Here is a 15,631-nt window from a genome sequence, read left to right as displayed (position 1 = left end):
ATTAAAAACAGTCCTCAAAAGGACTGTTTTTTTCTCCCTTGTTATATATATTATATCATATATTTATATAGTAATACTTATATTTGATAGTAATCAGCCTGTGCTGTGAACAATTGTGAGTATTTTGTGTTTTCTTTACTAAGTAAGTTTTTATGAGTATCAATATCTTTAACAGTCATATCATCTAGGACAATGATTCTGTCACAAAAGACACTTGATGACATACGATGGGATATAAATATTGCTGTTTTGTTTTTAATAAGTTTTGAGAATTTCTCATAAATTTCTGCTTCTGAAATAGGGTCTAAAGCACTTGTCGGTTCATCAAGGATAACAAGTGATGCATCTTGATACATTGCTCTGGCAATGGCTACTTTTTGCTTTTCTCCGCCTGACATATCAATGCCTTCTTCTGAATAAATTTTTGATAGAAAACTATCAATATTATTTGGTAAGGATTCCAGTTTATCTTGTAGTCCTACTTTATATAGACATTCCTTAATATAGCTTCTATCTTTTTCTTCGAGATCAACGTTCTCACTAATTGTTAATGCAAATAGTTTAAAGTCTTGAAATACTGCTGATAACTGATTGATATATGATTGATAATTATAATCAATAATATTTTTATTGTTCCAAAGGATTTCTCCTGAATCAGGTGTGTAAAATCTACTTATTAGTTTTACTATTGTAGTTTTACCAGCCCCGTTTATTCCGACGATACTTATTTTCTCACCTTTGATGATTTTAAATGAGACATTCTTTAATATTATCTTATCGGTATCAGGATATGTAAATGTAACATTTCTAAATTCTAATTCTTGGAATGGCTCACACTGATATCCTTCTTGTGAGATGGTTATATCATCTTCTTTATCTAAAACTTCAAATATAGAATTAAGTAAAACAACGTTTTGCTTTATTTGGATAAACCTTGAGGCAAAACCATCAATCGCCGCTGACACTTTCATTGCTGAAGCTGTTAGTAAAATGTATGTACCAACACCAAGACTTTGTGTCACAGAAATATATCCGATAAAACCATAGATACCAATAATTTGAATATAGTTTATTAGCATAAAATATACTTGAAACTTTCCGACGTTTTTTCGGTAAGTTATTATGTTATTACATGTTTTATCTAGGAAGTAATTAAATCTTTGATTCATTAATTCACCAAGACTATAGATTCTAAAATCTTTTTGGTATTTCGTCTCTGTTGCTACTTTTGAATAATAACTAAAACGTCTATTAACAGGTCCTAATTCCTTGTAGTATTCTTGTTGTTTTTTTGATGAGATTTGTCCGACTATAAAGTGAATAGATACACCGGTTAATATTAAGACAATTATGAGAGGATTAAATAGGACTATTAAAGTAATTAAAGAACAGATTGTTATAAATTGTGTAATTAACTCTATTGTATGTCTTAAAAATATATTAAGAGCATCAAAACTGTCTATCGCAAATTTTGCTTTACTCACTGAGTCTAAAAACTCAGGTTGCTCGAGATATTTATATTCAACATTCATCATTTTTTTAGCCATGTATGCTTTTACTTTATGTTCTAGTTTATCATGAGCTATTTCTGTATAAGTAGATAATGTAATATCTAGAAATCTTAAGATACATTCTGCTAAAACAATTGCACCTGCATATATAAATGCAGTATTCATATCTTTATTAACTAAACTTGTAATGATTAGAGATAGCCCGTACACACCAACAATTGTTTTAGATGCCATTACTAGTGCTTTAATTAGGGATAACGTGTAAAACCATTTAGATAGCTTGAAAGTTAAACTTATTAGCCTACCAGTATTAGATTTAAGCATCATAATTCACCTCATCATTTTGATAATATTTTCCTTGAGTCATAAACATGTTTTTGTATTTCCCATTGTCATAATTCATTAATTCATTATGACTACCTTCTTCGTAGATCATACCATTCTCTAGAAAAATAATTGAATCACAAAACTTAGTTGAAGCTAAGCGATGGGAAATCATTATCGCTGTTTGATTATCGACTATTTCACTGAATTTCTCATAGATTCTTTTTTCAGCGATAGCGTCTAATGCGGCAGTTGGTTCATCAAGGATAATTAGTTTAGTGTTTTCTTTATAGATTGCACGTGCTATTGCTAGTTTTTGTGCTTCACCACCACTTAAATCTACACCATCCTTTTCAATCACTTTAAGTAAGTTCTGGTTTTCTTGATTCTTATATTCTTTTACTCTATCTAATAACCCAGCTTGATTTAAAGCATCAATTGCGCGGTTTTTTTCTTCTTCACTTGGGTTTTGTCCGGTAATATTTTCGAGGATTGTCGCTGCATATAGATTTACATCTTGAAAAACAACTGCGATATTTTCTTGATAGGATTTTAAATTGATATCTTTGGTATTTATCCCGTTTATGAAAATATCACCTTTTGTCGGAACATAGAATCCACAAAGTAATTTTACTATCGTTGTCTTTCCACTTCCGTTAATACCAACAAGGGCTATTTTCTTATTATTTGATATCTTAAATGATACGTTTTTCAGTACCTCTTGACTACTAGATGGGTATTGAAAACTTACATTTCTAAATTCAATATTAACATCTTCAAATTTACAAACTGTACCATCTTCTGAATCACAGTCATATTCCTCACTGAAGAATGATATATACTTCATGGTTCTAGCAGTTTCTTCTTTAAGCCTTGCGATTTCTTTAAAGGTTGTTTGTAGTTTTATTGTGATAGCTAGGACTGTCATTATTGCCATTGAAATCGTTCCAAGTGAAACTGAACCTTGGAAATAGGCTCTAATAACTAAATAATAAGTTAGTCCATTAGTTATAAGTAGAAATGGAACATCAAATAAGCTAAATTTATGTTCATTTAGATCTTTTGCTTTTAGCAGTTCTAAAAACTCTTTAGTTTTTAGAACAAACCGATTATATAATGAATTTGCTAAGTTATTAATTCTAATATCCTTACCAAATGCCGAATCGTGGGTTATATCATAATAGTATTCTCTATTTCGATCACGTTCTGCTAGTTCACCATGATTATGAATCATAAAATCTTTTGCCTTTAAGGCTAATAAAAATTGTGCTATGGCACAAATAAATGCAGCAACAATTACAATAGGATTAAATAACCCTAAAATAATTATGAAGCCAATAATACAGAAAATTTCTGGTAATTGTTGAAATACAATTGTTAGGGTTCCATGAAATCCTCTATTAGAGTATTTCATAGTATCAAATGCTTCGTTTCTTTTAGCATGAAAATTAGCATCTTCTAAATGGGACATTGAAACATTCTTAAATTTCTCCGCATAGTTTCTCTTTCTTCTCATACTACTTGCTTGAAATCTACCATTAGCCATAGCATTAAGTTTAATACTAAACAATGTGAGTATCATTGAAACAACACCAAATAAACCAATAAATATTAATGTCATCTTTAAATCAGAACTACTAATTGAATCAATAATATATTTAGGGAAGATAACAGCAACTAAGGGAATAGAGCCAGTTATTATCATGTTCAATATAAAAATCAATATCATAAACATTTCTTTATCTTCTTTAAATACACCAATATGAAAATTATATACATCCTTTTTGGATATCGTTTTATTCATCTTTCACCTCGTTATTGAATTATATCTAAATAGTAGGATACTTACATTACACTTACAAGCAACTGCTGGTTGAGTTCTTTTTATGTCTTTTGATTTACTACTTCTTCTATAGCATTACTACCATTATTTCAAGATTGAAATACACATATAAATCAATAAAGTCTCATAATTTAAATACATAACAATTAATTTATGAAAACTTTTACATTAAATACTTTCTTGAAATAATAATTGTTGTATGGTTAAATACTATCAAAACGTTGAACAAGAGTAGTAAGAGAATTTATATACACAAAGAGAGCTATTGGTTGGTGTGAAATAGTAGATGTGAATTTCTGAACGTGCTTGGGAGTTTAATTATCGAATTATATGAGGTAATTACGTATACCTGCGTTAAAGGATAGAGTGCTTTGTATTTTTACATACAAAGAATTTAGGTGGTACCGCGATATTTAATCGTCCTTTGTTTTTGAGGACGATTTTTTTTATACCTATATGGAGTTGATTTGATGGAAAAATTATTTGATTATGGAAGAATTAAGGAATGGATACCATTTTTGTTTAATGGTTTAAGTATTACAATAACTATTGCAATTGTTGCAGGGATATTTGGTGTTACTTTAGGCGTTATTTTAGTTATTATGTCAAAAAATAAGATAACAAATAGTATTGCTGTAGCATATATTGATATCTTTAGGGGAACACCTTTAATTTTACAGTTATCAATTATATATTTTGCTATACCGCAAATATTAGATTTAGTTATTAATGGAGTAATAGGGATGAATGTTGATTTCCAGTTGGCAGGGATAACAGCAGCGTTTATAACATTTAGTTTGAACTCAGGTGCTTATATTAGTGAAATAATAAGATCGGGAATTAACAGTGTTGATAAAGGTGAGATTGAAGCTGCAAAAGCTTTGGGTATAAGTAAGTTTCATACATATAAAGACATTATATTACCAATTGCATTTAGGAAATCATTCCCATCATTAATGAATGAATTCATTACTTTAGTAAAAGAAAGTTCAATTGTTTCAATTATCGGAATTCAGGATTTGATGAGAAGACAACAGATTGTTACCTCGCAAACCTATATGTATTTCGAACCACTAATAGTAATTGGGATAATTTATTATGTTGTGATAAAAATACTGTCATTTACAGGTAGAAAAGTTGAGGTGAAAATAAACTATGGTAGAAGTTAAAAACATATATAAAAGTTTTGGCCCGTTAAAAGTTCTAAAAGATGTATCTTATATATTTAAAGAAGGTAAAACCACGGCGATTATCGGAGCAAGTGGTAGCGGAAAAAGCACCCTACTTAGATGTATTAATCAGTTGGAGATTATTGATCATGGTGATATATTAGTACAGGGAAAAAATATCGAAACATTCAAACATAGAGATTTAGTTTCAAAAGTAGGAATGGTTTTCCAACATTTCAATTTATTTAGTAATATGACAATTTTAGATAATGTCATGTATGCACTCATGAAAGTAAAAAAGATAAAGAAAAGTGTAGCGAATGAATTAGCTATTAAAGCTTTAGAAAGTGTAAATATTCAAGATAAGAAAGATGCTTTCCCAAGCACCCTAAGTGGAGGACAAAAACAACGGGTTGCCTTAGCCCGTGCGATGGTAATTAAACCAGAGATTATGTTATTTGATGAACCAACAAGTGCTTTGGACCCAGAAATGGTAAATGAAGTTCTAGATGAAATAAAAAAGTTAACCCTTACAGGATTAACTAATATTATAGTAACTCATGAAATGGGTTTTGCGAGAGAAATTGCTGACGAGATCATCTATATGGATGAGGGAAAGATAATCGAAGCAGGAGATTGCAAATCATTCTTCGAAAACCCCCAAGAAGAGAGAACAAAACAATTCTTAAATAAAATATTATAGGAGAGATTAAAATGAAAAAATTTATATTAATTATGTTAGTTATATTTAGTTTCACTTTAAGTGGTTGCAAGGAAAAAAGTGATACAATTATTGTGTTAACTTCAAGTGGGTACGAACCATATGAAATCATTGATACCAGTGGAAATTTAACTGGTTTTGATATTGAATTAATGGAGGCCTTGGCTTTGGAAGCAAATGTAGAAATCGAATGGAAAGATGTAGATTTTGATGGGATTATAGCCAGTTTACAAGCTGGACAAGGTGAGTTAGCCATTGCGGGAATTAGTCCAACAGAAGAAAGAAAAGAGATGGTTGATTTTAGTAACATCTACTATAATAGTGATGCAGGACTTACAAACTTCTTATTGTTTGATTCCAGCAGCAATATTACAGGACTTGATGATTTAGATGGTCTTATTGTTGCAGCTCAGCTTGGTACAGTACAAGCAACACTATTAGACTCAATTAGTGATGAATATGGGTTTACAGTTGATCTTAGAAATACATATACGCAAATTGTCGAGGAAGTAAAAGCCGGTAGAATTGACGCCTTCGTTGTTGAAAAAATCATTTCAGAATCAATTCTTACAGTTAATGATTCATTAACTAAGGTTGGATTTGAAAGTAGTTTAGATGATGTTACAGGAAATGCTATTGCATTTAGTAAGGATTCTGAATATGTAGATTTATTTAATACTGCATTACAAGTTTTAAAAGATAATGGTGTATTGGATCAATTAATCGAAAAATGGTTCTAAAAAAACAGCAAAACTAATTATAGTTTTCCTGTTTTTTTTCTTTGATATAGATAAAAAGAATGTATATAGGTTGCCCAATAGGGCTTTGCTATACTGTGTATAAAAACAGCTTCTCCTATTTGTGATACGGGTTTCATCACTTTTAATTGCAACTTACTATTAATAGATTATCATTTGGTTCAACGTTATCTTTTGGTAAACCATCCATCATATGAACCCCATCTAGATGAAAAAAAATTATAATAAAACACCTCTATACTTTGTCCTGTATAGAGGTGTACTTGTTTATTCTTTGTCCATTAGAGTTGTTCGTAATTATATTATTACAATTCTAATACTTATCTTAAAAGATTCTAATAAATTTTAATTAATCAGTATTGGAAGATTAATAATATACGAGTATCCTGGTACGATTAATGAACTGTAATTATAACCCCAGAAGTATAAATCACCATTTGATGTTAGTAAAACACTGTGACTAAAACCTACTGAAATATGTTGAGGATTGATATTTTTATCGTTGAAATTTGCAGTTATATTAGATGCATAATGTGGGTCATGAGTGTTTGTTCCCATGTTTCCGTAATAATTGTAATATCCATAAGTAAATACATTATTTTTATTTGTAATTGCAACTAAATGTCTAACTCCTAAATCAACTTTCTGTATTTTTTCAGATTTTCCTAACATAAATTGATCAGTTACTTCAACTGGATATCTTGAGTATGGGTAGAATGGGTCATTAATATTTGGAAAATGATACGCAGACCACATAAAAATCCTTCCCTTATTTGTGACAATCACTGTAGTTAAGTCATAAGATTCTATCAAATGAACATTCTCATTTTCTTCAAAATTAAAATACTCAGTAATGTCATATGGAGTTCTTCTGGTAGTCATTGTTCCATCACCTAGTTTATAATAATAGTTGTCTCCCCAAGCAAAAACTCTTCCCTTGTTTGTTGCAGCAAATCTTGTATGACTTCCTGCTGAGATGTGAGTAATTTTTTCATTCACATCAAGTTGGAAGTTACTTGTTATATCTACTGGAGCAAACGCATGGTTATTACTATTATTTCCAACTGTTCCATAGTAATTAATTCCCCATGATAATACTCTACCAAATGAAGTAAGTAACATACCACCATATAATCCTAGCGATATATCCTTGATTTCTTCATCCTCTAGTAGATTAATGTGTTCATTTTTTACAGGGCTTCGGTGTAGGTTATAATAACTATCTCCAATCCCCAAAGCACCGTAAGCATTTCTTCCCCATGTATAAACATATCCTTTTTCTGTAGTAACCATATTTACGAGTCTAGAAGAGTAAATATGATTAATTTTATCATCTTCCTCAAGATTGAAATGTTCGGTAATATTGATTGGTTCTCCTGAATAATAGTGGTTTCCATCACCTAAATAACCATCTGGATTGAATCCCCAAGAATACAGTGTTCCATCTTTAAGCAACACCAATAAACTGTGAGCACTTGATGCGGTTTCTTTTATATTTTGCAATTCTTCATGAATTGGTTCTGTTTCCGTTTCTTTCTTAGCAGCATATACACTTGTATTTGTTGACATCGAGAACACAAGAAGTAAAGACGTGATGATTATTAATACTTTTTTCATAATTCCTCCTTATTTTTTTTATTTTTTTTCTGCACGTCACTGTGTATGCTATCCAATTTCAGTTTAGCACAACCAAGAATTGAAAACCATAAGAAATAATTGAAACATAAATTACAATTGAATAGAGATTTGAACTTTTTGAATAGCATTATTCAAAGTCTCTGAGAACAGTCAATTTTTGACCAATTGTTAGGTGCGGAACATAAAAATGGTATTAAAAAACTCCTAATAAGTAAAGTGAACCCTATATAGTGGACACTAAATAAAAAAACACTTTTATAAACCATATCAATTATGAGCTACAAGTGATACGACTCATTGTTAGTTTCTAAGTTGACAAAAATATTATGGAATTAATACCAAAACAAAAGACCTAAATAATAGGTCATTTCACTTATGATAAGGTTCGTCGTATCGATATTAGTTGCAACTTATTATGTTATTCATATTAATAATTGTTGTGATTTATGGTTGTTCATGTACATAAGTACAAACTCCATGCTCTTCCATATGGGAAAAAAAATAATCTCTTAACCTCACAATTCTTGAAATCATTTTTCTATTCTTTTTTTTCCAAAAGTTACTTTATCATAATTGTCTAAGTATGCTTTTATCATAAATCCACCATAAGCTTCTGATTCCATTGTTACATATATAGTTTCCTTAATAATCTTTGATAAATTATTTTTATCATTCTTCTTGATGCCATATATTAAGACACGAAAACGAGAGATATCATGCATTAGAATAAGTAGTTTTTTTCTATTCACTACTTCATAATTTGTATGCCATGCAAAATTATCATTGTCGGTATTTTTATTATATGGTTCTATTCCGAAAAAGTCTAAAACTTTTTTTGAAGATTGTATATTGATTATAATGATTTGAATTTCAAAGTATTTTTGTTGATACCACTATTAATCTTTAGTATACTAAATTTATCGAGAATGGGTGATTAAGTGAGTAGAAATTTTGAGAGTGATAGACTAAAAAAAATAAGAAATTATGACTTAAGAAAAGACTTAGATATTGCAAAAGAATATGCTTGGGAATATTTGAACAATATTCATAAAAGAAGTGTATATCCAAATCAAGTGGACATTGACAATATCCAGGAGTTTAGTGAGGAATTAAATGAAGAACCATCTTCTCCAACTGAAATCATAAAGAAATTACATAAGTATGGTTCACCTGCAACTGTAGCTCAAAATAGTGGGAGATACTTTGGATTTGTTTGTGGAGCTATGCTACCATCATCTATACCCGCAAAGTGGTTAGCAGATGTATGGGATCAAAATCCTGCAATATATGTAATGTCCCCTACTGTCTCAAAGATAGAGTCTATTGTTGAAGGATGGTTGATAGATTTATTTAAATTTAATAAGGAATGTACAATAGGATATGTTGGTGGTAGTGCCACAGCAACATTCGCTGGACTCGTTACTGCTAGAAATTATTTACTTTCAAAAAAAGGATATGATCCATTTAATAGAGGAATAACGGATTTGCCCAAAGTTAAAGTTGTTGTCGGGGAAGGTGTTCATTCTACTGTATTTAAAGCGTTATCATTATCAGGAATGGGATATGATAATGTCATACGGGTACCTATGGATCAAGAAGGTAGAATGATTTTTAGTGAACTTCCTGAACTTGATGATATGACAATAGTTGTTGCACAAGCAGGACATTTATCAACTGGGGCATTCGATCCTATTAAAGAAATTTGTGAAAAAGCACAAAAGGCAGGAGCTTGGGTCCACGTTGATGGAGCATTCGGCTTATGGGCGAGAGTAGATAAAAGGTTCAATCATCTTACAGTAGGTCTAGAACTCGCAGATTCCTGGAGTGTAGATGGGCATAAAACATTAAATGCACCTTATGATAATGGAATGATTATCTGTAAACATTCAAAACTACTTTTAGATGCAATGAATGTAGAAGGTTCCTATATTATTAGGAGCAAGTTTAGAGATGGTATGTTATTTACTCCTGAGATGTCTAGAAGAGCAAGGGTGATCGATTTGTGGTCTTCGTTAAAAGGTTTAGGTAAAAATGGACTGGGTGATATGATATATGAAATGCATGCTAAGGCAAAATACTTTGCACAAAGATTGAATGATTTAGGGTTCGAGATTATGAATGAGATTCATTTTAATCAAATAATAGTTCATTATAGTTCCAATGATGAAACATTGAAACTAATTGAATTGATTCAGAAATCAGGAGTGATGTGGTTAGGTGGTTCTAAATGGCAAGGTAAAAACATAATACGAATTAGTATTAGTTCATACAAGACCACATATGAAGATATTGATATGTGTATAGATGACTTTGAGAGCCAAATGATGCAACTACTATTTAGTGGCAATCAAAATGTATAAACAAATAGAGTTCCCTTCTCTAGGTGTTACCCTAAGAGGAAGACTTTATATACCTGATAAATATTCCAGACAACATTCTATAATAATTATGGCACATGGATTTACAACTACGATTAGTGGTATGACAGCTGATAGATATGCTGAGAAATTTCATGAAGCAGGATTCGCTGTACTACTATATGATCACTGTAACTTTGGAATGAGTGATGGTCACCCGCGTCAAGAACTATGTTTTTGGATACAAGCAAGAGGATATATTGATGCAATTGATTTTGTGTCTACTATACCAACAATTTGTAAGGACAATATTGTAGTCTGGGGTGCAAGTCTAAGTTCTAGAGAATCATTTATAGTTGGGGTTATAGATGATAGAGTGAAAGCAATAATAAACTTAGTCCCTGCATATGGTGATGATTTCCCTATAGTTATTTCAAATGAAGATGCTTATTCATTTGCAAAAAAAACAATCTTAAATAATGACATTTACAAACTTCCACATACTGTTAGTAAACCAATACCTATTGTCTCGTCAGATCAACTAGGCTCTCCATCTGCTTTAATTGAGATTTCTGCATATCGTTGGTTTATTGAGTATGGCGGAAGGTATGGTACAAATTGGAAAAACTATGTATCTTTCCTAAGTATTAAACAACCGGAGAATTTCCATATTGGGTGCTTAGCTGTACTTATAAAAGCTCCAGTCCTTATGGTTATAGCAGATAACGATGAAATGAGTGGAGCTAGTAGTGATGTTGCAATAAAAATTTATGACACAATTGATAGTCAAAAGAAGAAAGTAATGATAAACGGAGGGCATTTTGGCTTGTTACACTACCCAAGCACATTATTTAATCAAGTCTCTGAAATACAAATAGATTTCCTTAAAGAACATTTAAGAACTTAACAATCAAAAATAAAATTAGTAATGAGAAATTTATCATAAGTAAAAACCCGAGATAGTCGGACTTTTGAATTAAATCAGTATTCGATAATATTTTGTCATTGTTTAGCAATATACTGAGTCGTACATATTCACTATTAGTATCGAAAGACAACATATATTTCATTATAGTGTTGTCTCTTTCTTTTGGATTTGGTTTCGCATGGTCGAGATCTCCACCATGTGTACACGTATACGGTTAAATTTCTGGGACTATACTGGGCTCGAACTTGTGACACAGGTATTTAAGCCGAATTTCTATGTCAAATACAATAAATAAACACTTACCTTAAAGGGTTTTGTTATACTCTACATACCTATAGTTGCAACTATTTGTGATACGGCTCGTTGTTGTTTATTCTAAATGAGCAATATATTAGTTCTAGTAACATACTAAATATATAAAAAGCATTCTTGTAGGATACAAGAATGCTTTTAAAGATAATTTTATATTTGTCACTGAATTACTTTACATCTTTTTTGTGAATATACTCGTATTCCAACCATCGAGTTTTGAAGTACCATTTCTAATAATATCAACACAAATATCTACTACATTTTGATCATATAGTGTTCCACTATTATCTTGTAATTCTTTAATACATTCCTCTAGTGGCAACCCTGGTCGATAAGGGCGGTGATTTGACATTGCTTCAAAAACATCTGCAACACATATTATCTTTGCCTCTAATTTAATTTCATCACACATAAGTCCTTCTGGGTAACCACTACCATCACATTTTTCATGATGTTGTTTCACAACTTCTGCGATTGGTTGCTCAAATTGAATCTGTTTGATAATATCATATCCTACTTGAGGATGTTCTTTAACAAGTGATTCCTGTGAATCACTTAAACTACCAGGTTTTGTAAGAATCTCCAGTGGGATTTGGATTTTACCAACATCATGTAATAATGAGCTAAATCTAACAATTTCTAATCTCTTTTCTGAGAAATTCATTTCTTTACCTATTTCGATAGCTAATGAAGCAACTCTATTCTCATGTCCAAAAGTATATGGATCTCTAAATTCCGTTATTGCGCCAATGGTTGTTATCAAAGACTCTAATACATCTCTTGTATTTTCACGACTCTTGGCAATCTCGCTGATATCAACTGCGATTCCCGCAAGATATTTCTCATTATTTATAGATTCATATAAGAATTTATAAACTCTTAGCCATTTTTTAGGTGAATTTTCCGTCTCTTCAATATGTAGTTCAAACTCGACATTTCTACCGTTTTTTAAAAGCAATTTATCATAATCTGCAACTATTTCAATATTCTTCTTACTCAATATACCCTGTGTTTCTGTTATTACTTTATCCTCTAAATCTCCATTTACATTTCCGGTGATAATTTTTCTTGCCTCTCTATTAGAGTATACATATTTTAAATTCTCATTTTTAATATATATTGCTCCTGGAAAACAGCTCATAAATCTATTATATCTGTCTTCAATCATTTTTGATTCTGTAATATTTGTCAAAATAGCTATTAGTACATCGCTATTTTGATCAAACTTTTTTAAAACTACTTTGAACCATAATTTAGTACCCGATTTAGTTCTATGTAAGAATTCAAATTCATGATTGCCTTTTTCCAAGGCAATAGCGCAATGTTCAATTGCACTTTTTTCACTATCTTTACCATCTAGTTGAAATAATGGTGCAAAAAAACCAGGATTCAATCCGATTAATTCACTGCTATCGTCATATTCTAGCTCTTTAGCAGTTATTTTGTTAACCTCTTTAATCACATTATCCTTAATTGCCATTAATGCACAAGGAAACCCAAAAAATACATTTTTTAATAGAGTATCCTCAAAAGTTAATCTATTCTCCATAGTAATCCTCCTCGTAAGCTATTACAAATTATATCATACATACAGCAATCCGAAAACAAACTTTTTGTAAAACTTATCCGGTAAAGCACTAAATATAGATATTTGACTTAACGCAACATAATACTTTGAAGTAAAAAAAAGAAACACCTTTTCAAGGTATTTCCATAATCTACTCATTAAATATTGAGCATCATATCTTTTTTACTTAAAAACTTATTATATTACTAAGAGTTAAATCCCACATCTTTATATTACTTTCATTTTACTCTTTAAGTCATCCACTCGATAACTCACATACTAAATGAACTAATAATTAGATCTTAATATCTAATACTCTCTAATAAGTTCTTTTAAGATTAGAGACTGTGTTTGAATTGTATCCTCATGTTTATATTTAAGTTTATTCATTACTGATATTGCGTTTTGAATACCTTTTGTGGATTTAGAGACTTGACTTAGTCCACTCTCTATTTGATCTCTGATAGCTAGATTTGTAAAAATATTATCAAACCAGAAATCGGTAGTTCTATCTACTGCGACATTACCAGATGTAGAAACAACTACATCTGCTTTTATATCTTTTATTTCATTATTAAATATTTTGATTTTTTGTCTAGCTCTTGCGATGGAACTATTAGCACTATCTAAACTTTCGTGTTTTAACATATGGTTATATAGTCCTGTCTTCTTTGTCCAAGTATCCCATGAATGTAATCTTCTAGCTTTTTCTAATGAGGACTCGGCTGAAGATAAGTATTGAACAACTTGACGTCCGACCTTTATAGCATCTTCTACTTCAATAAGTTGTTCATTGGCTGAATTTAGTCTTGTTGTAATTGTTTCATATTCTTCTTTAAAAGCAGGTGAAGTTTTTATTAGTAGTTCTTCTTTATTGTTTAGGACTTCTTGTTTAGTATTTTGATAATTTGGTAAACTATCTAATTTACTTTTTTTATCTAAATAGTCTTCTTTAACTATTAGAAGTTCTTCTCCTAGAGCTTCTTTCTTAATAGCAGCATCCATTAGGTCTTTTTGTTCTTGTGATAATTTCTCACTTTTAGTTCCTATGATCGTGGTGAAGATATTTTTAAAGGTGAATGTTTCTAACTCTTTAACATCTTCTTGCTCTTTTATTATTTGTTCGTTATGTTTCCTTACTTCTAATAACTTTTCTTGATATAGGTTATTCGCATCCTCTGCTTTTTTAGAGATGCTTTTCTTTTTGATTATTAACGATTCAAGTTCAATTAACTTTTCGTTTAATTCCTTTACATTCATAATGTCCTCCTACCTCTTCTTTAGATATTGAATATCCATTATTTTACTCATTTGAGCCATCAACGACAAATGAATGATTTTCATCAAATGAGAGTCTTTCTTTTGATATAAATGTTGTCTCAAAGAGATCACCTTCACCACTTATGATATAAAAGTATTCAGTGTCATAATCATTAGGATAAAAATAGATAACAGATTCACTATAGATTGTGTAGTCTACAAGTACATAATCTATATCTAAATTCTCATCCTTATTACGAAATTTTATTGTAATCTCATTATCACTTAATTTTTCGATGAAGATTACTAGTTGTCCGTCAACACTTGCGCTATAGACATAACCATCATTAGTTTTTAAACTAGTTTCTTCTATAAGATTAAACTTATGAGTAATACTGGCATATTCTGGGTATTCTCTTATCCTCGAAGAGCTTGTTATAATAAACATATATGTTAATACTAGTAGAAAAGGAAGAGTTAGTAGGCCTTTTACCCATTTTTTTATTTTTGAAGAATTTTCTTTTTCCCCTTTAAATCTGTCAATAATAGTAAATAAAGCTATTATTGGGAGTAACAATAGTGGTAAGAAGGGATTCTTGTAGATGATAGAACCTATATTGGAAAATTCTTTAAATCTTGGAAGAAATACAATCTCATTGTTTATAAAATACATATAGAAAATGCTTGTGTTAATTGTCAGTATAAAAAAACTTAATGCTCCCATAAATCTCTTATTTCGTAAGCTTTCAATATTTTCTCTTTCATTAATTTCTCCTGTTTCATCTTCTTTACTAGGAGTTTTCTTTTCTACTTTTGGCATCAACATGACTATAATGGCAGAAATGATTGGCAACATTAGAATTTTAAAAGATAGACCATATAATTCATAGCCTATTCCATCAGGTAAGAAAATAAAAAGTAACAAGGAAGGTGCGAATACACTAGTAATTCTCCATAGCAATCTAAAGCTTAGAATAAAAAAATGCAGGACAAGTATTATACTAAATCTTGATGTTATAAAGAGGAAACTTTTTGGTAATCCCTCACTTGTTGAGGCAAATAATTGATTACCATAAGTAAGATAACCTGTAAGAAATAAAGTTAGACATAAAGAGAACAGAATAAAACTACCCAGTCTAAATTCTTTATCACTTTTACCCATATTAAATAAAACGCAAAAAGATAGTATTATTGCGACTAATCCAAGTAGTGCTTTTACTTGATACTCTTCCATGTCTGCACC

Annotated in this window: 12 protein-coding genes and 1 other annotated feature; of the genes, 5 read left to right on the top strand and 7 right to left on the bottom strand. The window is 30.4% G+C overall.

What is annotated here, in order from left to right:
- Positions 1 to 77: 77 nt before the first annotated feature.
- Positions 78 to 1,835, bottom strand: coding sequence for an ABC transporter ATP-binding protein (locus tag KQ51_RS05935; protein WP_038470126.1), 1,758 nt, complete (start codon positions 1,833 to 1,835; stop codon positions 78 to 80).
- Complete coding sequence (locus KQ51_RS09445) at positions 1,828 to 3,639, bottom strand: ABC transporter ATP-binding protein (protein WP_052609272.1); 1,812 nt, start codon at positions 3,637 to 3,639, stop codon at positions 1,828 to 1,830. The genes KQ51_RS05935 and KQ51_RS09445 overlap by 8 nt, the downstream gene beginning before the upstream one ends.
- 251 nt (positions 3,640 to 3,890) lie before the next feature.
- Positions 3,891 to 4,106, top strand: a binding site (T-box leader).
- Positions 4,107 to 4,148: 42 nt separating this feature from the next.
- Between KQ51_RS09445 and KQ51_RS05925 the strand changes: the two genes are divergently transcribed.
- Genes KQ51_RS05925 through KQ51_RS05915 form a run of 3 tightly spaced genes read left to right on the top strand, consistent with a single transcriptional unit; the run spans position 4,149 to position 6,308 of the window.
- Complete coding sequence (locus tag KQ51_RS05925) at positions 4,149 to 4,847, top strand: amino acid ABC transporter permease (RefSeq protein WP_038470123.1); 699 nt, start codon at positions 4,149 to 4,151, stop codon at positions 4,845 to 4,847.
- The gene (locus KQ51_RS05920; protein WP_038470120.1) at positions 4,834 to 5,550 is read left to right on the top strand and encodes an amino acid ABC transporter ATP-binding protein; all 717 of its coding nucleotides are present in this window, start codon (positions 4,834 to 4,836) and stop codon (positions 5,548 to 5,550) included. Before KQ51_RS05925 ends, KQ51_RS05920 begins: the two co-directional genes overlap by 14 nt.
- 11 nt (positions 5,551 to 5,561) lie before the next feature.
- Positions 5,562 to 6,308 carry a transporter substrate-binding domain-containing protein gene (locus tag KQ51_RS05915; protein WP_038470117.1) on the top strand — a complete coding sequence of 249 codons (747 nt, stop codon included), beginning with the start codon at positions 5,562 to 5,564 and terminating at the stop codon, positions 6,306 to 6,308.
- 363 nt (positions 6,309 to 6,671) lie between these two features.
- Here the strand turns inward: KQ51_RS05915 and KQ51_RS05910 are convergent, their stop codons facing one another.
- Together KQ51_RS05910 and KQ51_RS05905 are read right to left on the bottom strand one after the other, a co-directional pair.
- Positions 6,672 to 7,943, bottom strand: coding sequence for an RCC1 domain-containing protein (locus KQ51_RS05910; RefSeq protein ID WP_038470113.1), 1,272 nt, complete (start codon positions 7,941 to 7,943; stop codon positions 6,672 to 6,674).
- A 551-nt stretch (positions 7,944 to 8,494) separates the two neighbouring features.
- The gene (locus KQ51_RS05905; protein WP_437178357.1) at positions 8,495 to 8,812 is read right to left on the bottom strand and encodes a DUF6933 domain-containing protein; all 318 of its coding nucleotides are present in this window, start codon (positions 8,810 to 8,812) and stop codon (positions 8,495 to 8,497) included.
- A 90-nt stretch (positions 8,813 to 8,902) separates the two neighbouring features.
- Here KQ51_RS05905 and KQ51_RS05900 point away from each other — a divergent pair, with 90 nt between their 5' ends.
- Positions 8,903 to 10,324, top strand: coding sequence for a pyridoxal phosphate-dependent decarboxylase family protein (locus tag KQ51_RS05900; protein WP_038470107.1), 1,422 nt, complete (start codon positions 8,903 to 8,905; stop codon positions 10,322 to 10,324).
- Positions 10,317 to 11,228, top strand: a complete 912-nt coding sequence (locus tag KQ51_RS05895; RefSeq protein ID WP_038470104.1) for an alpha/beta hydrolase — start codon at positions 10,317 to 10,319, stop codon at positions 11,226 to 11,228. Before KQ51_RS05900 ends, KQ51_RS05895 begins: the two co-directional genes overlap by 8 nt.
- Positions 11,229 to 11,733: 505 nt before the next feature.
- On the opposite strand, the gene KQ51_RS09440 is transcribed toward KQ51_RS05895, so the two are convergent.
- From KQ51_RS09440 to KQ51_RS05880, 3 genes are all read right to left on the bottom strand, one after another.
- Complete coding sequence (locus tag KQ51_RS09440; RefSeq protein WP_052609270.1) at positions 11,734 to 13,110, bottom strand: HD domain-containing phosphohydrolase; 1,377 nt, start codon at positions 13,108 to 13,110, stop codon at positions 11,734 to 11,736.
- 327 nt (positions 13,111 to 13,437) lie between these two features.
- A complete protein-coding gene (locus tag KQ51_RS05885; protein WP_038470101.1) occupies positions 13,438 to 14,388 on the bottom strand; it encodes a hypothetical protein in 951 nt (316 codons plus the stop codon).
- A gap of 43 nt (positions 14,389 to 14,431) precedes the next feature.
- The gene (locus tag KQ51_RS05880; RefSeq protein ID WP_038470098.1) at positions 14,432 to 15,622 is read right to left on the bottom strand and encodes a hypothetical protein; all 1,191 of its coding nucleotides are present in this window, start codon (positions 15,620 to 15,622) and stop codon (positions 14,432 to 14,434) included.
- Positions 15,623 to 15,631 lie beyond the last annotated feature (9 nt).

Source organism: Candidatus Izimaplasma bacterium HR1 (assembly GCA_000755705.1).
Classification (GTDB): domain Bacteria; phylum Bacillota_I; class Bacilli_A; order Izemoplasmatales; family Izemoplasmataceae; genus Xianfuyuplasma.
This window is presented reverse-complemented; position numbering and strand designations above follow the sequence as displayed.